A 24,368-nucleotide genomic window follows, 5' to 3' on the forward strand; every position below is an offset into this window, starting at 1 on the left:
GGAATCCGGACGGGGGTTCCCTTGACCGAATCTCTCCCCTAGATTTCCTGCGCATTACCAAGTGATCCAACGCACAGGTGATCGTGAGGGGACGGAGCCACCCAATGCCGGATTCGACAGAAGTGAAGAGACCGGTGATCACGCCCTTGCGCGTGGTCATCGCGCTCTGCCTGATCGCGCCCTTCGTGGCGATGCTGTGGGTGAGCTCGTACGCCAAGACGGACCCGGCGCTCGGCGGCATCCCGTTCTTCTACTGGTACCAGATGCTCTGGGTGCTGATCTCGACCGCGCTCACGATGATCGCGTACAAGCTGTGGCAGCACGACCAGCGCTCCCGCGCCACCTCCGACAACAACAAGGGGGGTGTGTCCAAGTGAAGGACGGCGTGAACGGCGTCGCGCTCGGCGTCTTCATCTTCTTCTTCGTGGCCGTCACGGTCATCGGCTTCATGGCCGCGCGCTGGCGCAAGGCCGAGAACGAGGCGAGCCTGGACGAATGGGGCCTGGGCGGGCGGTCGTTCGGCACCTGGGTCACCTGGTTCCTGCTCGGCGGCGACCTCTACACGGCTTATACGTTCGTGGCGGTCCCGGCGGCGATCTACGCGGCGGGCGCGGCGGGCTTCTTCGCCGTCCCGTACACGATCCTCGTCTACCCGCTGATCTTCACCTTCCTGCCGCGCCTGTGGTCGGTCTCGCACAAGCACGGCTACGTCACCACCTCGGACTTCGTGCGGGGCCGGTTCGGCTCCAAGGGCCTCTCCCTCGCGGTCGCGATCACCGGCATCCTCGCGACGATGCCCTACATCGCGCTCCAACTGGTCGGCATCCAGGCCGTGTTGGACGTCATGGGCGTGGGCGGCGAGTCCGACAACTGGTTCGTGAAGGACCTGCCGCTGCTCATCGCGTTCGCGGTGCTCGCGGCGTACACGTACTCCTCGGGACTGCGGGCCCCCGCGCTGATCGCGTTCGTGAAGGACGGCCTGATCTACCTGGTCATCGCGGTGGCGGTCATCTACATCCCGATCAAGCTGGGCGGCTTCGACGCCATCTTCAGCGCGGCGCAGCACAAGTTCGCGGGCCCGCCCGGCGGCAAGCCCACCGGGGCGATCGCGCCCGGCGAGAAGAGCCAGTGGACGTACGCCACCCTCGCGCTCGGCTCGGCGCTCGCGCTGTTCATGTACCCGCACTCGATCACCGCGACGCTGTCCTCGCGCAGCCGCAACGTGATCCGGCGCAACACCACGATCCTGCCGCTGTACTCGCTGATGCTGGGCCTGCTCGCGCTGCTCGGCTTCATGGCGATCGCGGCCGGCGTCAAGGTCAGCAACGGCCAGCTGGCGATCCCGCAGCTCTTCGAGGACATGTTCCCGGACTGGTTCGCGGGCGTCGCCTTCGCGGCGATCGGCATCGGCGCGCTGGTCCCGGCGGCGATCATGTCGATCGCGGCGGCAAACCTGTTCACGAGGAACATCTACAAGGACTTCATCAAGCCGGACGCGTCGCCCGCGCAGGAGGCCAAGGTCTCCAAGCTGGTCTCGCTGGTGGTGAAGATCGGCGCGCTGGTCTTCGTCCTCACCATGGACAAGACGGTCGCCATCAACTTCCAGCTCCTGGGCGGCATCTGGATCCTGCAGACGTTCCCGGCCCTGGTAGGCGGCCTGTTCACCCGCTGGTTCCACCGCTGGGCGCTGCTCGCGGGCTGGGCGGTCGGCATGGCGTACGGCACGCTCGCCGCGTACGGGGTGGCCTCGCCCACGCAGAAGCACTTCGGCGGCTCCTCGAAGGAGATCCCGGGCATCGGCGAGATCGGCTACATCGGCCTCACCGCGTTCGTCCTGAACGTGGTGGTGACGGTGGTCCTGACGGTGATCCTGCGCGCGGCGAAGGCCCCCGACGGCATCGACGAGACCTCGCCCGAGGACTACACGGCGGACGCCGGCGACCCGGGCGTGGCCACGGAACTCCCGCCGGCGACGGCGGGTTCGGCCCACTGAGTTCTGGTCGTACGCGTACGCAGAAGGGCCGCCGCATCCGGGGAGGGTGCGGCGGCCCTTCTGCGTACGGGGGTCAGCGCACCCAGTCCTTGAGCACCTCTGTCTGGAGGGTGATGTCCACCGGATCGGGCAACTCGATGTCCCTGCCGAAGGGCAGCGTGCGCACGTTCGCGTACCGGCGGCCTTCGGGCTCGCTGTAGACGGAGATCTCGCACTTGGCCCGGTCGATCAGCAGGTATACGGGAATGCCCGTCTCCGCATAGGCCTGAGGCTTCTCGACGTGGTCCCGCCGGTGAGTGTCCGAGTCCCACGAGGTCACCTCGACCACCATGAGAATGGGGTCCGGGTCGACCCAATCGCCCTGCCCGACGAAGGCATCCGGATGAGCCAGCACCGCATCGGGGATGGCGCGCCCCGTCCGGTATTCCTCCGCCTTGATCCCCTGTCCCGGGTGCAGGAAGAGGTCGTCAGGCCGAGCCTGCATGCAGACCTTGAGCAGCCACTGAATGATCCGGTTGTGATCGCCGTCGGGCATGGCCTTGCTCCTGATGACCCCGTTGATGAATTCGAGCCGCGTTCCCTCCCTCTCGCGGGCTGCTATGCGCGCCAGAGCCTCGAATTCGTCGGGCAGCATGTGGGGGCGGTCGGCCATCACGGTCATGCCTCGCTCACCTTCCTCGACGGTGCTGTCTCCGACGATAGCGGAGAGGTACGTCACAGGGGCGCCACATCGCGGCCGACACAACATGTGGGGGCTGCCGCATCCGGAGTCCCCCACATGTATGCTCGTCCTCGCTGTCGCCGCAGGGGAATCCGGTTCGAATCCGGAACTGTCCCGCAACGGTATGACCCGTACCCCTTTGTACGGGCAGAGTCCGATGACCTGCCGATGGCGCGTCCGGGTCGACCGAACCGGACGCCAGACGTCCGGGCCTCGCGGTTGGGCCGGTGGACGACGCGCTCAGGGCTGCCCCGACGCGCGCCGACGCCTCCTCCGAAGGGCCCCGTGCCGAGCGAGGGAGTGCCCCCACGTGACCATCGCCCCTGCGGATCCCGCTTCAGCGATCACCGAAGAGTTGGCGGATGCCCCGGGGACCGCGCTGCTGCGGACCCTGACGGACCTCACCGCCGACCTCGCGGACACCGACCCCGGCCGGGTCGCCGCCGCCGCGCTGCGGGGCCGCAACGCCCGTTCCGACGAGGCCGAGCTGCGCGAGCTGGCCACCGAGGCGGCCGCGGGGCTCATCTCCGAGGACCCGGCGTACTCCCGCCTCGCCGCCCGGCTCCTGACGATCACCATCGCCGAAGAGGCCGCGACCCAGGGCGCGGTGTCGTTCTCCGCCTCGGTCGCCGTCGGCCACCGCGAGGGCCTGATCGCCGACCGCACCGCCGACTTCGTCCGCGCCCACGCGGCCCGCCTCGACGCCCTGGTGGACGCCGCCCTCGCCGACGGCGCCGACGACCGCTTCGGCTACTTCGGCCTGCGCACCCTCTACTCCCGCTACCTGCTGCGCCACCCGATCACCCGCAAGGTCGTCGAGACCCCCCAGCACTTCATGCTGCGCGTGGCGTCCGGCCTCGCCGAGGACGAGTCGGTGCGCGCCCTGGACGAAGTGGCGTCCCTGTACGGCCTGATGAGCCGCCTGGACTACCTGCCGTCCTCCCCCACGCTCTTCAACTCCGGCACCCGGCACCCCCAGATGTCGTCCTGCTACCTGCTCGACTCGCCGCTGGACGAGCTCGACTCGATCTACGACCGCTACCACCAGGTCGCCCGGCTCTCGAAGCACGCGGGCGGCATCGGCCTCTCGTACTCCCGCATCCGCGGCCGCGGTTCGCTGATCCGGGGCACCAACGGCCACTCCAACGGCATCGTCCCGTTCCTGAAGACGCTCGACGCGTCGGTGGCCGCGGTCAACCAGGGCGGCCGGCGCAAGGGCGCCGCCGCGGTGTACCTGGAGACCTGGCACTCCGACATCGAGGAGTTCCTGGAGCTGCGCGACAACACCGGTGAGGACCAGCGCCGTACGCACAACCTGAACCTCGCGCACTGGATCCCCGACGAGTTCATGCGCCGGGTCGACGCCGACGGCCAGTGGTCGCTGTTCTCGCCGGCCGACGTGCCCGAGCTCGTCGACCTGTGGGGCGAGGAGTTCGACGCCGCCTACCGCAAGGCCGAGGCCGCCGGCCTCGCCCAGAAGACCATGCCGGCCCGGGACCTGTACGGCCGAATGATGCGCACCCTCGCGCAGACCGGCAACGGCTGGATGACGTTCAAGGACGCCTCCAACCGCACCGCGAACCAGACGGCCGAGCCCGGGCACACGGTCCACTCGTCCAACCTGTGCACCGAGATCCTGGAGGTGACGGACGACGGCGAGACGGCCGTCTGCAACCTCGGCTCGGTCAACCTCGGCGCGTTCGTGGTGGGCGACGGCATCGACTGGGAGCGCCTGGACGAGACCGTCCGCACCGCCGTGACCTTCCTCGACCGGGTCGTCGACATCAACTTCTACCCGACCGAGCAGGCCGGCCGCTCCAACGCCAAGTGGCGCCCGGTGGGCCTGGGCGCGATGGGCCTCCAGGACGTCTTCTTCAAGCTGCGCCTGCCCTTCGACTCCCCCGAGGCGAAGGCCCTCTCGACCCGGCTCTCCGAGCGGATCATGCTGACCGCGTACGAGGCCTCCACCGACCTCGCCGAACGCAACGGGCCGCTGCCCGCCTGGGACAAGACCCGCACCGCGCGCGGCGTGCTGCACCCCGACCACTACAACGTCGAGCTGACCTGGCCGGAGCGCTGGGCGGCCCTGCGGGAACGTATCGCCAAGGTCGGCATGCGCAACTCGCTGCTCCTCGCCATCGCCCCGACCGCGACCATCGCGTCCATCGCGGGCGTGTACGAGTGCATCGAGCCGCAGGTCTCCAACCTCTTCAAGCGCGAGACGCTGAGCGGTGAATTCCTCCAGGTGAACGGCTACTTGGTGGAGGAGCTCAAGCGGCTCGGCGTGTGGGACGCCCAGTCCCGCGAGGCGCTGCGCGAGGCCAGCGGCTCGGTGCAGGACTTCGGCTGGATCCCGGCCGACGTGCGCGCGCTGTACCGCACGGCGTGGGAGATCCCGCAGCGCGGCCTCATCGACATGGCCGCCGCCCGCACCCCCTTCCTCGACCAGTCGCAGTCCCTGAACCTGTTCCTGGAGACGCCCACCATCGGCAAGCTGTCGTCGATGTACGCGTACGCCTGGAAGCAGGGTCTGAAGACGACGTACTACCTGCGCTCGCGCCCGGCGACCCGCATCGCCCGCGCGGCCCAGGCCACGGCCCCCGTGCCGGCCCAGGTGACGCCGGAAGACGCCGTCGCCTGCTCTCTCGAAAACCCCGAGTCCTGCGAGGCCTGCCAGTAATGAGCTCCACCGAACACAAGAACCTTCTCGACCCGGGCTTCGAGCTGACCCTGCGTCCCATGCGCTACCCGGACTTCTACGAGCGCTACCGGGACGCGATCAAGAACACCTGGACCGTCGAGGAGGTCGACCTCCACTCCGACGTCGCCGACCTCGCGAAGCTGACGCCGGGCGAGCAGCACATGATCGGCCGCCTGGTGGCCTTCTTCGCCACCGGGGACTCGATCGTCTCGAACAACCTCGTCCTCACCCTCTACAAGCACATCAACTCCCCCGAGGCGCGGCTGTACTTGAGCCGTCAGCTCTTCGAGGAGGCCGTGCACGTCCAGTTCTATCTGACGCTGCTCGACACCTACCTCCCCGACCCGGAGGACCGCGCGGCCGCGTTCGACGCGGTCGAGGAGATCCCCTCGATCCGCGAGAAGGCGCAGTTCTGCTTCAAGTGGATGGACTCGGTCGAGAAGATCGAGCGCCTGGAGACCAAGGCCGACCGCCGCCGTTTCCTGCTCAACCTGATCTGCTTCGCGGCGTGCATCGAGGGCCTGTTCTTCTACGGCGCCTTCGCGTACGTCTACTGGTTCCGCAGCCGGGGTCTGCTGCACGGCCTCGCGACCGGCACCAACTGGGTGTTCCGCGACGAGACGATGCACATGAACTTCGCCTTCGAGGTCGTGGACACCGTCCGCAAGGAGGAGCCGGACCTCTTCGACGATCTGCTTCAGGAGCAGGTCACCGACATGATCAAGGAAGCGGTCGAGGCGGAGCTCCAGTTCGGCCGCGACCTGTGCGGTGACGGGCTGCCCGGCATGAACACCGAGTCGATGCGCGAGTACCTGGAGTGCGTCGCCGACCAGCGCCTGACCCGGCTCGGCTTCCCGGCGGTGTACGGCTCGTCGAACCCGTTCTCGTTCATGGAGCTCCAAGGCGTCCAGGAACTGACGAACTTCTTCGAGCGCCGCCCGTCCGCCTACCAGGTGGCGGTCGAGGGCTCGGTGGGCTTCGACGAGGAGTTCTAGCCCCCGATATACGTAAGGCGTGAGGCCCCGCTGCCACGGGGGGAGCGGGGCCTCACGCCTTACGGCTCTACGCCAACTGCCTTACGGCGTACGTCAGTTGTTCGGCACCGTCTCGTAGCGGGCCGTGCCTTCCGCCATCTGCTTCAGCGCGTCCTTGCGGTCGCGCTTGGAGAGGCGGTCGATGTACAGGTACCCGTACAGGTGGTCCGTCTCGTGCTGGAGGCAGCGCGCGAAGTAGCCGGTGCCGCGCACCTTGACGGGGTTGCCCTCGGCGTCCTGGCCGGTGACCACCGCGTAGTCGGGGCGGGCGAGTTCGGCGTACGCGGTCGGCACGGACAGGCAGCCCTCGTTGGACTCGTCCAGGACGCGCAGCTCGGACGGCAGCTCTTCGAGGACCGGGTTGCAGACGACGCCGACGTGCCTCACGCCCTCGTCGTCCATGCAGTCGTAGACGAAGACTTTGAGGTCCACACCGATCTGGTTCGCGGCCAGGCCGACGCCCTCGGCCGCCTTCTGGCTGGCGAACATGTCGTCGATGAGCTGGGCCAGCTCGGCGTCGAACTCGGTGACGTCCTTGCACTCCTTGTGGAGCACCGGGTTGCCGACGACCGTGATCGGGCGGGCGGTGCCGCGCTCGCGGTGGGCCAGCTCGCGCGCCTCGCAGTCCTCCGTGTCCACGACGAACCCGTCGTTCTCGACCTGCTGGTCCGTCTCCTGCTGCGCCATGTCCGCCGTAAGCCTTCCTGAAAACCCGATTCCGATCCCGTACAGACTAAGGCGTGGCTCAGCAGACTTCTTCTAGATCCCGCCACTCCCGGCTGTCGGGGTTGTCCGCCACCCAGCCGTCGAGGAGGCCCCGGACCAGGCCGGCGGGGGCCGCGATGCCGCATTCGCGCTCCGGCACCCACAGGTCGCCGGAGGTGCGGTGGCCGAGCGGGCCGGGGTGGCCGGGCTCGCTGTGGTCGTGCGGGTCGAGGTGCTCGCCGTCGCCCTCGTCGCTGGGCATCTCGGACTCGGAGCAGGCCCGGCACAGCAGGCGTACGGACGAGGACCAGTCCTCGGCGGCGAAGCCCGCGTCGGCGGCGAGACGTTCCAGCGCGTCCCGGTCGGCCTCGGTGGCCGCCTCAAGCAGGACGACCCAGGTCGGTACGGGCGAGGGCGCCCACAGCTCGATCTCGTCGAAGACCGGGAAGGACGGGCCCGCGGCGGTGGTGCGTTCGCCGTGCGGGACGCCGTCGTGCAGCACGACCTCGCCCCAGCGCCGTCCCGAGGACGGCAGCGGGATGGACAGGACCTCCATGCGGGCCGGGTCGAGCCTGCGGCCCCACACCACCTCGGCCTCGCCCTCGGGCGAGAGGCGGACGGCCGCGCTGCCCAGCTCCATGCCGACGGGCTCGCCGCTGCCGGTGGCCTCGCCCGGCACCTTCAGGCCGTACGCCTGCCAGGCCCGGCGGGCGAGCGGCCAGTCCTGCAGCGCGGTGGCCGCGATGCCGACGTTCCACCAGTCGGGGGCGCCGGCCTCCTTGTCGAGGAGGGCGACCGCGCGAAGCCCGGCGGCCCGCGCCTGCTCCCAGTCGTGCCGGAACTTGTGCAGGAGCGCCAGGTTGAACCAGGACTCGGACAGCCAGGGCTCCAGATCGGCGGCGCGCGTCAGAAGCGCCCCGGCGTCCTCGTACCTGCCGTCGCCGATCAGCGTGAACGCACGGTCTGTGGCCTGCCGCCACGAGGCGGAGGGCCGGTGCCGTCCCTTGCCGAAGATCCTCACGATTCCCGCCTGCCCAGACCGGCCCCGACTACCGGGTCGGTCTTACGGTCTCCCAGTTTTCTGGGTTCTTTTCGCATCCAACCATGCCCAGCCGGAAGGCCGCTCATTACTCCTGGGTTACCCAGGCGGCACCCGGGTCAGACAGCCTCGGGCCAGCACGCGTGCCAGGGATTCGACAACCTGCGGATGGTAGTCACGGCCGGTGCCCAGACGCAGCTGTTCGAGTGCGTTCAGCGGCCCTCCGGGGCCCGAGGAGCCCTCCGAGAGGTCGTCGTAGGCGTTGACCGCGCGGACGATCCTGGCGGGCAGCGGCTGCTCCCGGTACGGGTCGGCCTGGCGCTCGACGACGACCGCCACCTCCGCGGGCACCCCGGTCTGGCGCACCACCGCGCCGCCGAGCAGCGCGATGCGGCGCTGGTCGGCGGCGGGCAGCCGGGCGGTGGCCCCGGCGGGTACCGGGTCGAGCAGGGACAACTGCCCGATGTCGTGCATGAGCGCCGCGTACTCCAGGACGGTCAGCTCGCTCTCGCAGAGCCCCAGCTCGCGCCCGACGGCCCGGCTGAGCTCGGCGACCCGGCGGGCGTGGCCCGGCTGGGTGTATCCGGCGATCTCGGTGGCGCGGGCCAGCGAGGCGATGGTCTGGCGGTACGTGGTGCGCACGGCCGCGTACCGCCGGAAGGCCAGCTGGGTGAGGAGCAGCGGCACGCAGAACACGGGCAGCGCCCACAGCCCGGCGACGGCGACCGCCAGCGCGATCACGGTGCCGGTGGCGCACACGGCGGACCCGATGCCGATGAGCCCCCGCAGCTCGTCCCGCAGGAGTGGCCCGAAGGGGTACCGGGTGCGGGCGTGCAGCAGCAGGGCGGCGACCACCGCGTCGCACAGCGCGGTCAGCACGAGCAGCAGAAGGAGAACGAACGCGAAGTACGGTCCGTGCCCGAACCAGGCGTCGAGGTGCCCGGAGTTGTAGAGCGGCTGAAAACAGACGGCGGTGAAGGCGACGGTGAGCACCCGTCGGGCCGCCTGGTCCAGGCTCGGCCCGCGCCCGACGGCCACGTGCGGTACGGAGCCGAGCAGCGCCGCGGCCACCACCACGGCGATCACCTGGAGCACCCCGTGCCGGGTGGCGAGCCCGGCGTTCTGCCCGAGCAGCGCGTAGGCCAGCGCGCCGGCCGAGGCCAGCGGGGCGGGCTCCCGCTCCCCGTCCCTGGCCCCCCAGCGGGCCAGCTCCCCCACGGTGATGAGCGCGCCGAACGCGGCGGCGGTGCCGGGCTCGACGAGCCCGTCGCGCAGGGTCGCCCCGAGCGCCCAGACGGTGAGCAGCCCGGCGAGGGCATAGACGGCGAGCACGGGGGCCGCGGGCCGGGCGGCCACGTCAGGCGCCTTGGGCGTTCGAGGGGCGGGGGCCGGGGAGCCCCGGTTCGGGGCGGGGGCGCGGCCCGGGTTCCGCGACGTCCGCCAGGGGCGAGAACCGGCCGTTCGCGGGCGGGGTGGGGAGCAGATCCGCGACGGGCCCCGCCGGGACGGCGGGAGCCTTCACCGGCCCGGGCGGAGGCAGGTTTCCGCGTGCCGCCGGGCCCGGCTCGTCCGCGGTGACCTCGACGTGCCACCCGTACCGGGACAGCGCCCGCACCAGGCCCCCGACCATCCGCGGGTCGAACTGCGCGCCCGCGCACCGCTGCAGCTCGGTGACGGCCGCCGCGACGGGTCTCGCCCGGCGGTAGGAGCGTGTGGACGTCATCGCGTCGAACGCGTCGGCCACCGCGACGACCCGGGCCGCCTCGGGGATCTGGCCGCCGGCGAGCCCGTAGGGATAGCCGCTGCCGTCGAGCCGCTCGTGGTGGTGCAGGATCGCGGCGCGGGCCTCGCCGAGGAAGCCGATGCCGCGCACCATCTCGTGGCCGTACTCGGGGTGCAGCTCGATCACCGCCCGCTCCTCGGGGGTGAGCGGCCCGTCCTTGCGGAGCACCCGGGTGGGCACCCCCAGTTTGCCGACGTCGTGCAGGATCCCGGCGAACCGGATGACCTCCAACCGCCCTTCCTCCATGCCGAGTTCGCGCGCGATCATCTCCGAGGCGCGGCCGACCCGCTCGCTGTGGCCGCGGGTGTACCTGTCCTTGATGTCGACGGCCTGGACGAGGGCGCGGATGGTGGCCCGGTGGGCGGCGCGCTCGCGGTGGTACTGGGCGAAGACCCAGCATGAGATGTACATGGGAAGCAGCACGAACAGCGCGGCGGGCGGCCCGAACCCGCTGCGCCACAGCACGGCCATCATCAGCCCCGCGAGCCCGTGCACGCAGTGCGGGGCGAGCGAGCGCAGCAGGAGCCCGCGCCAGGCGGTGCGGGGCGGGCGCCGTTCGGCGGTGGCCAGGATGAGGCCGTCGAGCGCGGTGAGGACCAGGCAGAAGACCAGCGCCGCGGCCCCGGCCGGCAGCAGGGCGTAGGGAAAGTCGGGGGCCGTGGCGGCGCCGCGCCCGCCCAGCGCCTCGCGCCCGCCGAGCAGCACATGGGCGCCGGCCGCCGCCGACGCCGCGATGGCGAGCTGGGCGGCCCGCCAGACGCGGCGCACCCGGCGCGGCTCTTCCTCGACGTACGCGATGAGCGCGCCCGGCACCGCGACGAGGGCCGCGGCGGCCGGCGGGAGCAGGAAGGCGGCGGCGAGCAGCACCGGGAAGAAGGAGCCCGGGGCGATCGGCACACTCACCTTCCCGGCAAGCACCGGGCAGCGCGGAGGCCATTCACACAGCGCGTACAGGCCCGCGAGGAGCGCCACGGCGGCCCAGGGCACGCCCTGGCGCAGGACGGGCAGCGCGCAGGCCCCCGCGCCCACGACGGCGCCCACGACGGCGATGCGCGCCCCCGTCGGAATGTCCCGCAGCCCTCGCGGCTCCGCCATGGCCCCCACCTCCCCATCCGCCCGGGCAGCCCGTTGCGTACAGCTTCGCGAGAATAGGCCCGTGCGCGGCGGCGGTCAGGTGCATGGTCGGAATAGGGCGTTTCGAGCCACCCGGATTAGCACCTTCGGGTGACGCCGGGCGCCCCCGGGGCCGGGAACACAGGAGAGCGGCCACGACATGGCGTCGTGGCCGCTCTCAACTGCCCTGCCGCGAGCGGCAGTTCACTGTTCCAGATCATCCTTGGCGCAGCACCGGATCACTCGGAGATCACTCGGGCCGGAGCGTCGGCATCTCCCCGGTGACGACGTCCTGTTCGGGCACCGCCTGGCCGGAGCGGATGAGGTCGATGCGGCCCATCACCTTGGAGCGCAGGTCGCTCGGCACGTCGTCCGAGCCGCAGCAGCGCTTCACCAGCTTCTTGACGGCCTGCTCAAGGCCGTACTTCTCCAGGCACGGCGAGCACTCCTCGAAGTGCACCTCGAACTTGTTGCAGTCCGTGGGGGGCATCTCGTGGTCGAGGAACTCGTAGAGATGGTCCAGGACCTCAGAGCAGTCCGTCTCGTGCGGCTCTCCGCAGCTCATGAGCCCGAGCCTTTCGCTTCGTCCGACTCGCCGGCGCCGGCCGGGACGAGTCCGCGGTCACGGGCGTAGTCCTCCAGCATTCCGCGCAGTTGGCGGCGGCCCCGGTGCAGCCGGGACATCACTGTACCGATGGGTGTACCCATGATGTCCGCGATCTCCTTGTACGCAAAGCCCTCTACGTCCGCGAGATACACGGCGATGCGGAACTCTTCCGGAATGGCCTGCAGGGCTGCCTTCACGTCCGAATCGGGCAGGTGGTCGAGCGCCTGCGACTCGGCGGAGCGAAGCCCCGTCGACATGTGCGACTCGGCGCGCGCGAGCTGCCAGTCCTCGATCTCCTCGGCGGCGCTGCGCTGGGGTTCGCGCTGCTTCTTCCGGTAGGAGTTGATGAAGGTGTTGGTGAGAATCCGGTAGAGCCAAGCCTTCAGGTTGGTGCCCTCGCGGAACTGGTGGAAGGACCCGTACGCCTTGGCGTACGTCTCCTGGACCAGGTCTTCCGCATCGGCCGGATTGCGCGTCATGCGCAGAGCGGCCGAGTACATCTGGTCGAGGTAGCCGAGGGCATCCCGCTCGAAGCGCGCGTTGCGCTCGGCGGTGGTTTCTTCCACGTGGCCGTCGTCGGTCCCTGTGACCGGACCCACCTCCTCGAACGGTGTGCTGAGCCCGAATGCGGACCCACTCGAATCGGAGGATAGACGACGATCCGCTCCGCCCGCCGCTCGAATAGGAGCGGTCCTGGCCGCGGAAAGCACCGTCCACTCCAGGTCAGAGGCGGCCTTGCGGCTCGGGCAGATGGTCGAACCCATGCGACGGACTCCCTCTCCACAGCTGGTCTGCGTATCCCTTACGTCGGCCATAACAGTGGGCCCGCATTCCGCATTCCCGGCGTCAGACCGCCAGCGCGCCGAGCCACTCACCCACTGCCGCGGCGATCACGTCGAGTGCCTCCCGCTGGGTGAGGGAGGCCCGCTTGGGCACCGCGAACCCGTGGTCGCCGAACGGCACTTCCACCAGCTCGTACGCCCCTTCGGGGAACTCGGCGGGCTTCCCGAAGGGGTCGTTCCCGCCCTGCACCACGAGGGTGGGCACGCCCGCACCGAGCAGCTCCGGCGCCCTCGACTTCTCCGGCTTGCCCGGCGGGTGCAGCGGGAAGCTCAGCGCGAGGGCTCCGGCCGCGCCGAGCTCCGCCGCCGTGCGGCAGGCGACCCGGGCCCCGGCGCTGCGGCCGCCCGCGACGACCGGCAGCCCCTGCTTCGCCACGGCCGGCCACAGGTCGCGCCATCCCGTGTCCAGTGTCTTCGGCGCCGGGGCCACCTTCTTGCCCGCCACCCGCCAGGGCTGCTCCACCAGGGCCACGCTCACCCCGAGCGGCGGCAGGGCCCCGGCCAGCGCCTGGAGGTCACGGGCCTCGATCCCACCGCCCGCCCCGTGGCTGACGGCCAGCACGAGGCGGGCCTTCTCGGCGGTATGCCAGGTGATGCGCGCCTCACCGGCGCCGGTCTGGATGATCTCGCTGGTACTCACGGGGCCATCCTGCCGCCGGGCCGGGCGGGGACGGCGTACGACATGGGCGAGGTCACACGGGGCACGGTCGGAACGCCGAGCCCACCCCGGGCGAGGTCAGAACAGCGTGCCCTCCTCGGGCCCCTCCAGCTCCGTCAGGAGCTCCGGCCCGTTGTTGCGTACGTTGCTCACCGCCGTCGAGACGGGATAGGCCCGCATCAGCCCGCCCGGCGGCGGCGCGAGCAGGTCGCGCAGCGACTCGGTGTCCGTGTGGGACGGGTCGAGCCAGGCGCCCCACCGGTCCGGCATCAGCATCAGCGGCATCCGCGGATGGATCTCCGCCAACGAGCCGGGCCCCTCCGCCGGGGCAACGCCCAGCGGCCCCGTCTCCGCCTCGGTGGTGACCACCGAGCAGGTCACCCACCAGGCCGAGGGGTGGTCGTCGGGCAGCGTGCGGTCGCGCCAGAACTCGTACAGGCCGGCCATCGCGAAGACGGAGCCGTCCGCCGGGGTCACGAAGTACGGCTGCTTGCGCGGCCGCTTCTTCTTGCCCTCGACCTCCAGCTCGCGCTCCCCGGCGCCGGTGACCCACTCGTAGTAGCCGTCCGCCGGGATGATGCAGCGCCGTGAGGCGAAGGCCTTCTTGAAGGAGGGCTTCTCGTGGATGGTCTCCGCCCGCGCGTTGATCATCCGGGCCGCGCCCTCGGGCGATTTCGCCCAGGAGGGGACGAGTCCCCACTTCAGCTTGCGCAGCTGCCGAACCGGACGGGGAGAGTCGGCGTCTTTAAGGGGGCGCTCCAGGACGACGTAGACCTCTTTGGTCGGCGCGACGTTCCAGTCGGGCTCCAGGCTCTCCGCCGGGTCCCACTTCTCTATTTCAAAGATTCCTGCGAGATCCTCGGGCCTGCGACTCGCTGCATACCTACCGCACATAGGTGCCACACTGCCACGGCGCCCGTACCCCATGAGGAGCCGTCCCAGAAATGTCCGCGCTTGAAGACTTCCAGCTCTTCGGCACCCAGAGCACGCCAGCCCAGTGGCTGGTCGTCGCGACGGGCATAGCCGCGCTCGCCGTCGTCGTCCCGCACAGCCTCTGGCGCCTCTCGCGCAACGCCATCACCATCGCCCACGAGGGCGGCCACGGCCTGGTGGCGCTGCTCACCGGCCGCCGCCTCGACGGCATCCGGCTGCACTCCGACACCAGCGGCCTGACCGTGAGCCGGGGCAAGCCGCACGGCCCCGGCATGATCCTCACGGCCGCCGCCGGATACACCGCGCCCCCGCTGCTCGGCCTCGGCGGGGCCGCGCTGCTCGCCGCCCACCACATCACGCTGCTGCTGTGGCTGGCGACGGCGCTGCTCCTCGCCATGCTGGTGATGATCCGCAACGCGTACGGCGTCCTCACGGTCGTGGTGACCGGCGCCGCCTTCCTGCTCATCTCCTGGCTGACCAGCCCGGACGTCCAGTCCGCGTTCGCGTACACGGCCGTGTGGTTCCTGCTGCTCGGCGGCGTGCGCCCGGCGTTCGAGCTGCAGAGCAAGCGCCGCCGCCACAACGACGGCGACTCGGACGCCGACCAGCTCGCGCGGCTCACCCACGTACCACCGGCGCTCTGGCTCTTCCTCTTCCACGCCGTTTCTGTCTGCTCGCTGATCGGCGGTGGCCGCTGGCTGCTCGGCCTCTAGGTGACGGCCCCACTAAAGTGAGGACCATGACCGAAACGCCCGTGCACCCCGCCCTCTGGCCCGCCCCCCTCGCGAGCGGGGCCGTCGACGCGACGGTCACCGTGCCCGGATCGAAATCGGTCACCAATCGCGGACTCGTCCTGGCGGCGCTCGCCGCCGAGCCCGGCTGGCTGCGCCGCCCCCTGCGCTCGCGCGACACCCTGCTGATGGCGGAGGCCCTGCGCACCCTGGGTGTCGGCATCGAGGAGGGCGTGGGTCCCGACGGATCGGGCGAGGCCTGGCGCGTGATCCCGGCCGGTCTGCACGGCCCGGCCACGGTCGACGTCGGCAACGCCGGTACGGTCATGCGCTTCCTGCCCCCGGTCGCGGCGCTCGCCGACGGGCCGGTCCGCTTCGACGGCGACCCGCGTTCCTACGAGCGCCCGCTCGGCGGCGTGATCAACGGTCTGCGCGCACTGGGCGCCCGGATCGACGACGACAACCGCGGCGCGCTCCCGATGACCGTGCACGGTGTGGGCGCCCTCGAAGGCGGCCGGGTGGAGATCGACGCCTCGTCCAGCTCCCAGTTCGTCTCGGCCCTGCTGCTTTCCGCGCCCCGCTTCAACCAGGGCGTCGAGGTGCGGCACGTGGGCTCCACGCTGCCGTCCATGCCGCACATCCGGATGACGGTCGACATGCTGCGCTGCGTGGGCGCCCAGGTCGACGAGCCGGAGACGGGCGGCGAGCCCAACGTGTGGCGGGTCTCTCACTCGGCGCTGCTCGGCCGCGACCTGACCGTCGAGCCGGACCTGTCGAACGCCCAGCCGTTCCTGGCCGCGGCCCTCATCACGGGCGGCACGGTCGTCATCCCCGACTGGCCGGTCCGCACCACCCAGCCCGGCGACCAACTGCGCCAGATCTTCACGGAGATGGGCGGCACCTGCCAACTGGCCGACCACGGGCTGGTGTTCAAGGGCTCCGGCCGCATCCACGGCATCGACGTTGACCTGAGCGAGGTCGGCGAGCTGACCCCCGGCATCGCGGCCGTCGCCGCGCTCGCCGACTCCCCCTCCACGCTGCGCGGCGTCGCACACCTGCGGCTCCACGAGACGGACCGCCTGGCCGCGCTCACCAAGGAGATCAACGAGCTCGGCGGCGACGTGACGGAGACCGCGGACGGCCTGCACATCCGCCCGCGCCCGCTGCACGGCGGCGTCTTCCACACCTACGACGACCACCGGATGGCCACCGCCGGCGCGATCATCGGCCTCGCCGTCGACGGCGTGCAGATCGAGAACGTGGCGACGACGGCCAAGACGCTGCCCGACTTCCCTGACATGTGGAGTTCGATGCTGGCAGGGTCCGGAAGCTGAGCGGGGCCTGACGATCATGCGCCGCTACGGCAAGAACCCGGACGAGGACGACATCCGCGTCCGCCCCAACCCCAAGGGCAACCGCCCCCGCACCAGCATCCGCCCCAAGCACGAGGACGCCGCCGAGGGCATGGTCCTCACCGTCGACCGCGGCCGGCTGACCTGCCTGGTCGGGGACCGCACGATCCACGCCATGAAGGCCCGCGAACTGGGCCGCAAGGCGGCGGTGGTGGGCGACCGGGTCGACATCGTCGGCGATCTGACCGGCAAGAAGGACACGCTCGCCCGGATCGTACGGATCGGCAAGCGCACCTCGGTCCTGCGGCGCACCGCCGACGACGACGACCCGTACGAGCGCGTGGTCGTCGCCAACGCCGACCAGCTCGCCATCGTCACCGCCCTCGCCGACCCCGAGCCGCGCCCCCGCCTCATCGACCGCTGCCTGGTGGCGGCGTACGACGGCGGCCTGGAGCCGCTCCTGGTCCTGACGAAGTCGGACCTGGCTCCGGCGGACCAACTCCTGGAGATGTACGGCGCGTTGGGCGTCCCGTTCGTGGTCACCTCGCGCGAGGAGCTGTACGAGGGCAACGCGGCGGACCGGGTGCGCGAGCAACTGCACGGCCGGGTCACGGCGTTCGTCGGCCACTCCGGCGTCGGCAAGACGACCCTGGTCAACGCGCTGGTCCCGGAGGCCAAGCGGCGCATCACCGGCCACGTGAACGCGGTCACCGGACGCGGCCGCCACACCACCACCTCGGCGCTGGCGCTGCCCCTGGACAGCGCGGACGGCGGCTGGGTGATCGACACCCCGGGCGTGCGGTCCTTCGGCCTGCACCACGTCGACCCGTCAAGGGTGATTCTGGCCTTCCCGGATCTCGTACCGGGCACCGAGAACTGCCCGCGCGCGTGCAGCCACGACGAGGCGGAGTGCGCGCTGGACCAGTGGGTCGCGGACGGTCACGCCGATCCGGCCCGGCTCTACTCGTTGCGCCGACTGCTCGCGACGAGGGAGCGACGCGAGGGCGACTGACCTGTTTCCAGGGGCGCACGCATGGCCTCCGTTGCATAATCGCACCAAGTGTTGACCATGCAGTCAGCGACGACGATGCGTTGCGGGAGGCCCTGGACATGGCGTGGCTGCTGGTCGTGGTGGCGGGAATCCTCGAAACGGGCTTCGCCGTCTGCCTGAAGCTGTCGCACGGTTTCACCCGGCTGTGGCCGACGATCGCCTTCGCCGCGTTCGCGCTCGGATCGTTCGGCCTCCTCACGCTGTCGTTGAAGAAGCTGGACGTGGGCCCGGCGTACGCGGTGTGGACGGGCATCGGGGCGGCCGGGACCGCGATCTACGGCATGGTCTTCCTCGGCGACGTGGTCTCCACCCTCAAGCTGGTGTCGATCTCGCTGGTCATCGTGGGCGTGATCGGCCTTCAGATCTCGGGGTCGGCCCACTGACCCACGCCCGTAAGCCTCGTGACAAACCGTCACATATGGGGCCCCACGGCGCGCACCGGCAGCCGGGCGAGCACCGAGCGGATGTACCCCGCCTGCCCCTCGCCCCGCCCCGGCGGCGCCACCACGCAGGAGAGCCCGAGCCGTACCGCGGTCTCGCAGTACCGCCCCAGCTCCACCGGATCCGCGCCCGGCACCTCCTTCTCCAGCGCCGCGAACGCCCGGTCCCGTACGGCGGCGACGAGTTCGGCGGGCCCGGGCACCCCGGCGTCGGCGCGGCGCTGGGCGGGCACGGCGGAGACCGCGGCGGAGGTACGGGCGGAGGGCGCCGGAAGGCGTTCGCTCCAGCAGCCCGTGAGCAGGGCCCGCACCAGAGCACTGGAGCGGGCCGAGCCGACCATCCACTCCGCGACGCGGACCAGGCGGTCGGCCGGGCCGATGACGGGGGTCCCCCCTGCGTCGGAGCCTGTCGGAGATGCATGGGGGCGCTCGGCGAGCGCTCTGTCGACGCCCCGCAGATAAACATCGGCCTCCCGGCGCACGAGCGCGCGGGCGAGGCCGTCCTTGCTTCCGAACTCGTTGTAGAGGGTCTGCCGCGAGACCCCGGCGGCGGACGCCACGTCCACCATCCGGACTCCCGACCAGGGCAGCCTCGCGAGCGCCGAGAGAGCGGCGTCCAGTAGGGATTCCCGCGCTGTGGGCATGGTCGCCTCCCGAGCCCCCCGAGGCCTTGCGAGCGGCTCCGAGTTCAGAGTTGACGCGCCACCAGGGACTGTCAATAGCCGCCGCGGGCGGCGCGCCGGGCGTCCGGAGTGCGGGCATTGTGGTCCGTAGGGCGGGCGATCGCTACGGTGGTGCCCATGCCCGACTATCACGATGATCTGCGTCTCGCCCACGTCCTCGCGGACGCCGCCGACGCGGCCACCATGGACCGGTTCAAGGCCCTCGACCTCAAGGTCGAGACCAAGCCGGACATGACGCCGGTGAGCGAGGCCGACAAGGCGGCCGAGGAGGTCATCCGGGGGCATCTGCAACGGGCGCGGCCACGCGACGCGATCCTCGGCGAGGAGTACGGCCTGGACGGCACGGGCCCGCGCCGCTGGGTGGTCGACCCGATCGACGGCACCAAGAACTACGTCCGGGGCGTGCCCGTGTGGGCGACCCTGATCTCGCTCATGGAGGCGGGCGAGCACGGCTTCCAGCCGGTGGTCGGCGTCGTCTCGGCGCCCGCCCTGAACCGGCGCTGGTGGGCGGCGAAGGGCCATGGCGCGTTCACCGGCCGCAGCCTGACGTCGGCGACCCGGCTGAAGGTCTCCAGCGTCTCGAAGCTGGCCGACGCCTCGTTCTCGTACTCCTCGCTGAGCGGCTGGGAGGAGCGGGGCAAGCTGGACGACTTCCTGGACCTGACCCGGGAGTGCTGGCGGACCCGCGCCTACGGCGACTTCTGGCCGTACATGATGGTCGCCGAGGGCTCGGTGGACTTCTGCGCGGAGCCGGAGCTGTCGATGTGGGACATGGCGGCGAACGTGATCGTGGTGCAGGAGGCCGGCGGAGTCTTCACCGGCCTCGACGGCCGGCCGGGCCCCCACAGCGGCAACGCGGCGGCGTCCAACGGCCTGCTCCACGAGGAGCTGCTCGGCTACCTCGGCGACAGCGCGCAGTAACCCGGGCCCCGCCCCTGAGGCGCACGAGGGGTGTGAGTCGTACTTTTACGCGCCCCTCGGCTGACCTCTACCAGCCCCTTGTTGACGGCCGGTCCGGATGCGACTCTAGGAGTCCCCCCACTTGTGAACTTGTGAATTCTTTCCGGAGCGGGCCCCATCGCCGTGCCGGGAGCTGAATCCACCAAGGAGGTGGCTCCATCCATGCTCGTCCGTGACGCCATGAGCACGATGGTCCTCACCATCGGACCTGCCCACACCCTCCACCAGGCGGCCCGGCTGATGTCCGCACGCCGGGTCGGCGCGGCCATCGTCCTCGACCCCGACACCAGCGGCATCGGCATCCTCACCGAGCGCGACATCCTCAACTCCGTCGGCCTGGGCCAGAACCCGGACCAGGAGACGGCGGGCAAGCACACCACCACCGACGTCGTCTTCGCGGCGCCGTCCTGGACCCTCCTGGAGGCGGCCGAGGCCATGACGCACGGCGGCTTCCGACATCTGATCGTGCTCGACGACCACGGCCCGGTCGGCGTCGTCTCGGTCCGCGACATCATCCGCTGCTGGGCCCCGGCGCGACGCGAGGCCGCGATGGCCGGCTGACCACCGGGCTCCCGGCCCGTAACGCCAGGAGGCCGGGCCCCTCGAAGGGGGTCCGGCCTCCTGTCTGTTCTTCGGCGAGCGATCCGTGAATCAGCCGCGAAGGGCCTGGACCGCGGCTTCGAGCCGCTTGCCGAAGTCACCGTCCGCCTGGCGGAAGTTGTTGATCGCACGCTCCGCGATGTCGTCACGCGAAACCTTGGCGATGAAGCCCGCCAGGTTGTCGATCAGACGGGCCTTCTCGTCCTCCGAGTACAGCCGGTAGAGGTTTCCGGCCTGCACGAAGTCGTCGTCCTCGGCGTGGGAGGGCGCCTCGGTGCTGCCGGTGACACCGGTGACCGGGCTGCCCTGCCACAGCGGGCGGTCGGTCTGGGCGGGCCCGCCGAAGCTGTTGGGCTCGTAGTTCTTCGCGCCCTTGTGGCGGCCGTCGTACAGGTAGCCGTCACGGGAGTTGGTACGCGCCTCGGTGGCGTGCGGGCGGTTCACCGGCAGGTGGTCGGCGTTGATGCCGACGCGGTAGCGGTGCGCGTCGCCGTACGCGAAGAGGCGGCCCTGGAGCATCTTGTCCGGCGAGGGACCTATGCCGGGGACGAAGTGCGCGGGGCTGAAGATCGACTGCTCGACCTCGGCGAAGATGTTCTCCGGGTTGCGGTTGAGCTCCAGCTTGCCGATCTCGATCGGCGGGTAGTCCGCGTGCGGCCACACCTTGGTGAGGTCGAACGGGTTGAAGCGGTAGGTCGCCGCGTCCGCTTCCGGCATGATCTGCACCTGCACGGTCCAGGACGGGAAGTCACCGCGTTCGATGGCCTCGCGCAGGTCGCGCTGGTGCGAGTCGGGGTCCTCGCCGGCGAGCTTGTTGGCCTCGTCCTGGGTGAGGTTCTTGATCCCCTGGTCGGTCTTGAAGTGGTACTTGACCCAGAAGACCTCACCGGCCTCGTTGTTCCACTGGAACGTGTGCGAGCCGTAGCCGTTCATGTGGCGCAGGGTGGCCGGGATGCCGCGGTCGCCGAAGAGCCACGTCACCTGGTGGGTGCTCTCGGGGCTGAGACCCCAGAAGTCCCAGACGTTGTCGGCTTCCTGGCTGCCCGTGTACGGGTCGCGCTTCTGGGTGTGGATGAAGTCGGGGAACTTGATGGCGTCCTTGATGAAGAAGACGGGCGTGTTGTTCCCGACCAGGTCGTAGTTCCCCTCCTCCGTGTAGAACTTCAGCGCGAAGCCGCGGGGGTCGCGCACGGCGTCGGCGGAGCCGAGGTTGCCGGCCACGGTGGAGAAGCGCAGGAACGTCTCGGTCTGCTTGCCGACCTCGGAGAGGAACTTGGCACGCGTCCACTGCGAGACGTCACGGGTGAGCGTGAAGGTGCCGTACGCGCCCGCACCCCGCGCGTGGACGATGCGCTCCGGGATGCGCTCACGGTTGAAGTGGGCGAGCTTCTCCAGGAGCGACTGGTCCTGGACCAGGACCGGACCGCCGGCGCCCGCGGTCGCGCTGTTCTGGTTGTCGGCCACCGGTGCGCCGGCCTCCGTGGTGAGCGGTCCCTGTGTCACGTGCGCCTCCTGCGTCATGTCCTGCGAGTCCTGTCCCTTGGCGTATGCCGAACTCGATCCTACAATGGACATTGTCTAAGTCAAGCAAGGATCCAAAGCCACACCTGTTCGGGACTGACTCCCCTCCCCTGTTAGGCTGGTCCTTATGAGTGACCTGTTGGAGCGACTGCGCGGCCGCGGCTGGCGCATGACCGCACAGCGGCGCGTCGTGGCCGAGGTCCTCGACGGCGACCACGTCCACCTGACGGCGGACGAAGTGCATGCGCGCGCGGTGGAACGGCTGCCCGAGATCTCCCGGGCGACGGTATACAACACCCTGGGCGAGCTGGTGACGCTCGGCGAGATCCTGGAGGTCTCCACGGACCGCCGCGCCAAGCGCTACGACCCGAACGCGCACCGGCCGCACCAACACCTGGTCTGCGCCCAGTGCGGCGCGATCCGCGACGTCCACCCGCAGGGCAACCCGCTGGCCGACCTCCCCGACACCGAGCGCTTCGGCTTCACGATCGCGGCCGTCGAGGTCACCTACCGCGGCACGTGCCCGAACTGCGCGGCGGCCTGACCCACCCCGGAACACCAAGAAGCCCTCCGGCCACCACTGGCTGGAGGGCTTCACTTCTGTCTACGACAGTTCAGATGTCCACGACGGTCTACAACGGTACAGAAAACGACTGAGGCCCGAATCCCCCAAAGGATTCGGGCCTCAGCCTGCAAGTAGCGGGGACAGGATTTGAACCTGCGACCTCTGGGTTATGAGCCCAGCGAGCTACCGAGCTGCTCCACCCCGCGTCGGTGAACACAACCTTACGGGACGACCCCGACCAGCGCAAATCCCTTCCCCACCTGCGCAAACCCTTAGGCCGTGAGCTCCTGGTGGAGCGCCTCGCGCAGCCGCGCGGCCCGCTCGGCAACCTCCGCCGGGCCCAGCTCGACCGCCTTCGCGCACCAGCGCTGCCCCTCGGTCAGCTCGCCGTGGCGGGCGGCGAGCAGGGCGAGGCGCAGCGCGGCCCGGCCGTGTCCGGCGTGCGCGGCGCGGGACCACCACAGGGCGGCCTCGCGTTCGCGGCCCTCGCGGGCGAGCAGCAGCCCGAGGTTGAAGGCGCCGTTGCGGCTGCCCGCCTCGGCCGCCTCCCCGTACCAGCGCGCGGCCGCCTCCAGGTCACCCCGGGCCGCGGCCAGCATGCCGACCCGGACCTGGGCCCGGCGGTGGCCCTGCTGCGCGGCCCGCTCGTACCACTCCTCGCACTCGGTCTTCTCCGCCATCGGCTCGCCGAGCGCGGGCGGCCCGGGCGGGGGCTGGCGTGCGTCGAGGACGGTGGCGAGACGGAAGGCGGCCTCCGCGCTGCCGCCGCCCGCCGCGCACCGCAGATGGCGCTCGGCGGCCTGCTCCTCGCCGTCCCGCAGCAGCGCGATGCCGACCTGGAGCGCCGCGTCGGTGTGCCCGGCCGCCGCGGCCCGCTCGTACCACTTCAAGGCCGTGCGGTCGTCGTCGCGGCCGGCGAAGAGGATGCCGAGGTTGAAGGCGGCGTCCACGCTGCCGGCCTCGGCGGCCTTGGAGAACCAGGGCTCGGCGCCGGTCGCGTCGCCGGCCTGGAGCAGCAGGATGGCGAGCGCGTTGGCCGCCTCGCGGTGCCCGGAGTAGGCGGCCCTGCGGTACCACTGCTCGGCCTGGGCGGTGCGGTTCTGGGCGGCGCAGAGCAGCCCGAGGTTGTACGCCCCGTTCACGTCCCCGGCGCCCATCGCCTCGCGGTACCAGCGCTCGGCGGTCTGCTGCTCGCCCCGCGCCGCGTGCAGCGCGCCCAGGGCGTTGGCGGCGTTGCCGTCGCCGTCCTGGGCGGCGCGCAGCCACCACACGGCGGCGCTCTCCTCGTCGCCCGCGTCGCGCAGCAGGAAGCCGAGCGCGCAGGCGGCCTTGGCCTCGCCGTCCTTGGCGGACGTCAGGTACCAGCGGCCGGCCTCCTTGAGCTCGCCGCGCTTCTCCAGGATCGCGCCGAGGTGCAGGGCGGCCCGGCGGTGGCCGCGGGCGGCGGCCTGCCGGTACCAGGGCTCGGCCTCGTCAGCCGCCCCTTCGCCGTCGGGCGCCTGGTCGACAGCGATGTCACCGGGGCCCTCGCCGGTCGCCTCGCCGTCGCCGCGCCCGTCGAGGAGGCGGGCGAGCCGGTAGGCGGCCTCGCGGTGACCCTGCTCGGCGGCGGCGCGCAGCCAGCGCTCGGCGCCGACGTCGCTGCGGTGCTCCAGGAGGTCGGCGAGCGCGTACGCACCGAGCGCGTGGCCCTGCTCGGCGGACTGGCGCAGCCAGTACTCGGCGGCGGGCTCGTCGCCACGCTCTCGGTAGTGGCGGCCGAGCGCGTGCGCGGCGGCGGCGGATCCGGCGACAGCGGCGATGCGCCACCAGCCGGCCGCCTCGTCGGGGTAGCCGCGCTGGTGGAGCAGGACGCCCAGGTTGTTGGCGGCGGCCCGGTCGCCCTCGGCGGTGGCGCCGCGCAGATAGGGCTCGGCGCTGTCGAGGTCGCCGCGGCGCAGCAACAGGGAGCCGAGCACGCTCATCGACTCGGCGTCGCCGCTGTCGGCGGCACGCCGGTGCCGCGCCTCGGTCTCGGCGTCAGCGGTGTCAGCGTCCTCATCGGAGCGTGTCTGCACAAACCGCCCTGTCTCCAACAGAGTTGCCCTGTCCCCCATAAATACCATCGTCGCACCACCCGCAACCGCCGTACACCTGGTATACCGCAGCCAGTGAGGTCACTTCAGCGTTTTGTCGACATGCCCACAGAGAGACAAGCCAAACCCCTTGCGCCCAACTCCCCCTGGGAAGACCAGTTTTCACACCGGAAGGTTCCAGCCACCGGTAATCGGACAAGATCGGCGGCGGACCTGGCGCAGACGCGACGAGGGCCCGGATCCTTGAAAGGATCCGGGCCC

The 24,368-nt window shown here is 71.0% G+C and carries 23 protein-coding genes, 1 tRNA gene and 1 riboswitch; of the genes, 11 read left to right on the plus strand and 13 right to left on the minus strand.

Annotated features, from left to right (window positions below):
* Nucleotides 1-104 precede the first annotated feature (104 nt).
* Both ACWC2B_RS14825 and mctP read left to right on the plus strand, forming a co-directional pair.
* Nucleotides 105-377: a DUF3311 domain-containing protein gene (locus tag ACWC2B_RS14825; protein WP_450716844.1), complete on the plus strand. Its 273-nt coding sequence runs from the start codon at nucleotides 105-107 to the stop codon at nucleotides 375-377.
* Entirely contained in the window at nucleotides 374-1,993 is a 1,620-nt protein-coding gene (gene mctP / locus ACWC2B_RS14830) for a monocarboxylate uptake permease MctP (RefSeq protein ID WP_450716845.1), read from the plus strand. The genes ACWC2B_RS14825 and mctP overlap by 4 nt, the downstream gene beginning before the upstream one ends.
* Before the next feature lie 73 nt (nucleotides 1,994-2,066).
* On the opposite strand, the gene ACWC2B_RS14835 is transcribed toward mctP, so the two are convergent.
* Nucleotides 2,067-2,654: a Uma2 family endonuclease gene (locus ACWC2B_RS14835; protein WP_450716846.1), complete on the minus strand. Its 588-nt coding sequence runs from the start codon at nucleotides 2,652-2,654 to the stop codon at nucleotides 2,067-2,069.
* Nucleotides 2,655-2,769: 115 nt separating this feature from the next.
* Nucleotides 2,770-2,898: riboswitch (cobalamin riboswitch) on the plus strand.
* A gap of 126 nt (nucleotides 2,899-3,024) precedes the next feature.
* Here ACWC2B_RS14835 and ACWC2B_RS14840 point away from each other — a divergent pair.
* Both ACWC2B_RS14840 and ACWC2B_RS14845 read left to right on the plus strand, forming a co-directional pair.
* Nucleotides 3,025-5,394, plus strand: coding sequence for a ribonucleoside-diphosphate reductase subunit alpha (locus tag ACWC2B_RS14840; protein ID WP_450716847.1), 2,370 nt, complete (start codon nucleotides 3,025-3,027; stop codon nucleotides 5,392-5,394).
* On the plus strand, nucleotides 5,394-6,410 hold the full coding sequence (locus tag ACWC2B_RS14845) for a ribonucleotide-diphosphate reductase subunit beta (RefSeq protein ID WP_450716848.1): 1,017 nt from the start codon (nucleotides 5,394-5,396) through the stop codon (nucleotides 6,408-6,410). Before ACWC2B_RS14840 ends, ACWC2B_RS14845 begins: the two co-directional genes overlap by 1 nt.
* A gap of 93 nt (nucleotides 6,411-6,503) precedes the next feature.
* Here ACWC2B_RS14845 and def read toward each other — a convergent pair whose 3' ends face one another.
* From def to ACWC2B_RS14885, 8 genes are all read right to left on the minus strand, one after another.
* On the minus strand, nucleotides 6,504-7,136 hold the full coding sequence (def, locus tag ACWC2B_RS14850; RefSeq protein WP_450716849.1) for a peptide deformylase: 633 nt from the start codon (nucleotides 7,134-7,136) through the stop codon (nucleotides 6,504-6,506).
* Between the two features lie 58 nt (nucleotides 7,137-7,194).
* Nucleotides 7,195-8,175: a tetratricopeptide repeat protein gene (locus ACWC2B_RS14855; RefSeq protein WP_450716850.1), complete on the minus strand. Its 981-nt coding sequence runs from the start codon at nucleotides 8,173-8,175 to the stop codon at nucleotides 7,195-7,197.
* Between the two features lie 117 nt (nucleotides 8,176-8,292).
* Nucleotides 8,293-9,549 (minus strand): HD-GYP domain-containing protein, encoded by a 1,257-nt coding sequence (locus tag ACWC2B_RS14860; protein ID WP_450716851.1) that lies wholly within the window; start codon nucleotides 9,547-9,549, stop codon nucleotides 8,293-8,295.
* Between the two features lies 1 nt (nucleotide 9,550).
* Nucleotides 9,551-11,053 carry an HD-GYP domain-containing protein gene (locus tag ACWC2B_RS14865; protein ID WP_450716988.1) on the minus strand — a complete coding sequence of 501 codons (1,503 nt, stop codon included), beginning with the start codon at nucleotides 11,051-11,053 and terminating at the stop codon, nucleotides 9,551-9,553.
* A 286-nt stretch (nucleotides 11,054-11,339) separates the two neighbouring features.
* Nucleotides 11,340-11,654, minus strand: coding sequence for a mycothiol system anti-sigma-R factor (gene rsrA / locus ACWC2B_RS14870; protein WP_189962721.1), 315 nt, complete (start codon nucleotides 11,652-11,654; stop codon nucleotides 11,340-11,342).
* A complete protein-coding gene (locus tag ACWC2B_RS14875) occupies nucleotides 11,651-12,295 on the minus strand; it encodes a sigma-70 family RNA polymerase sigma factor (RefSeq protein ID WP_167157084.1) in 645 nt (214 codons plus the stop codon). Before ACWC2B_RS14875 ends, rsrA begins: the two co-directional genes overlap by 4 nt.
* A 247-nt stretch (nucleotides 12,296-12,542) precedes the next feature.
* Complete coding sequence (locus ACWC2B_RS14880) at nucleotides 12,543-13,178, minus strand: alpha/beta hydrolase family protein (RefSeq protein ID WP_450716852.1); 636 nt, start codon at nucleotides 13,176-13,178, stop codon at nucleotides 12,543-12,545.
* Nucleotides 13,179-13,274: 96 nt separating this feature from the next.
* Nucleotides 13,275-14,090 carry an SOS response-associated peptidase gene (locus ACWC2B_RS14885; protein ID WP_450716853.1) on the minus strand — a complete coding sequence of 272 codons (816 nt, stop codon included), beginning with the start codon at nucleotides 14,088-14,090 and terminating at the stop codon, nucleotides 13,275-13,277.
* Between the two features lie 50 nt (nucleotides 14,091-14,140).
* On the opposite strand from ACWC2B_RS14885, the gene ACWC2B_RS14890 reads away from it, so the two are divergent.
* The 4 genes from ACWC2B_RS14890 (at nucleotide 14,141) to ACWC2B_RS14905 (ending at nucleotide 17,646) form a co-directional block, all read left to right on the plus strand.
* Nucleotides 14,141-14,842: a M50 family metallopeptidase gene (locus ACWC2B_RS14890; RefSeq protein ID WP_450716854.1), complete on the plus strand. Its 702-nt coding sequence runs from the start codon at nucleotides 14,141-14,143 to the stop codon at nucleotides 14,840-14,842.
* Between the two features lie 26 nt (nucleotides 14,843-14,868).
* Nucleotides 14,869-16,194 carry a 3-phosphoshikimate 1-carboxyvinyltransferase gene (gene aroA, locus ACWC2B_RS14895; protein WP_450716855.1) on the plus strand — a complete coding sequence of 442 codons (1,326 nt, stop codon included), beginning with the start codon at nucleotides 14,869-14,871 and terminating at the stop codon, nucleotides 16,192-16,194.
* Nucleotides 16,195-16,210: 16 nt separating this feature from the next.
* Nucleotides 16,211-17,224, plus strand: coding sequence for a ribosome small subunit-dependent GTPase A (gene rsgA / locus ACWC2B_RS14900; protein WP_450716856.1), 1,014 nt, complete (start codon nucleotides 16,211-16,213; stop codon nucleotides 17,222-17,224).
* Nucleotides 17,225-17,322: 98 nt separating this feature from the next.
* Nucleotides 17,323-17,646 (plus strand): DMT family transporter, encoded by a 324-nt coding sequence (locus ACWC2B_RS14905; protein WP_114038981.1) that lies wholly within the window; start codon nucleotides 17,323-17,325, stop codon nucleotides 17,644-17,646.
* A gap of 29 nt (nucleotides 17,647-17,675) precedes the next feature.
* On the opposite strand, the gene ACWC2B_RS14910 is transcribed toward ACWC2B_RS14905, so the two are convergent.
* Nucleotides 17,676-18,347, minus strand: coding sequence for a TetR/AcrR family transcriptional regulator (locus tag ACWC2B_RS14910; protein ID WP_450716857.1), 672 nt, complete (start codon nucleotides 18,345-18,347; stop codon nucleotides 17,676-17,678).
* 156 nt (nucleotides 18,348-18,503) lie between these two features.
* On the opposite strand from ACWC2B_RS14910, the gene hisN reads away from it, so the two are divergent.
* A complete protein-coding gene (gene hisN, locus ACWC2B_RS14915) occupies nucleotides 18,504-19,307 on the plus strand; it encodes a histidinol-phosphatase (protein WP_450716858.1) in 804 nt (267 codons plus the stop codon).
* 201 nt (nucleotides 19,308-19,508) lie between these two features.
* Complete coding sequence (locus ACWC2B_RS14920) at nucleotides 19,509-19,907, plus strand: CBS domain-containing protein (protein ID WP_450716859.1); 399 nt, start codon at nucleotides 19,509-19,511, stop codon at nucleotides 19,905-19,907.
* Between the two features lie 90 nt (nucleotides 19,908-19,997).
* Here ACWC2B_RS14920 and ACWC2B_RS14925 read toward each other — a convergent pair whose 3' ends face one another.
* Entirely contained in the window at nucleotides 19,998-21,467 is a 1,470-nt protein-coding gene (locus ACWC2B_RS14925) for a catalase (protein ID WP_450716989.1), read from the minus strand.
* A gap of 127 nt (nucleotides 21,468-21,594) precedes the next feature.
* Between ACWC2B_RS14925 and ACWC2B_RS14930 the strand changes: the two genes are divergently transcribed.
* Entirely contained in the window at nucleotides 21,595-22,011 is a 417-nt protein-coding gene (locus tag ACWC2B_RS14930; RefSeq protein ID WP_053729883.1) for a Fur family transcriptional regulator, read from the plus strand.
* 153 nt (nucleotides 22,012-22,164) lie between these two features.
* On the opposite strand, the gene ACWC2B_RS14935 is transcribed toward ACWC2B_RS14930, so the two are convergent.
* A tRNA-Met gene (locus ACWC2B_RS14935) sits at nucleotides 22,165-22,238 on the minus strand.
* 66 nt (nucleotides 22,239-22,304) lie between these two features.
* A complete protein-coding gene (locus tag ACWC2B_RS14940; protein WP_450716860.1) occupies nucleotides 22,305-24,137 on the minus strand; it encodes a sel1 repeat family protein in 1,833 nt (610 codons plus the stop codon).
* Nucleotides 24,138-24,368 lie beyond the last annotated feature (231 nt).

It is taken from the genome of Streptomyces sp. NPDC001415 (assembly GCF_053597395.1).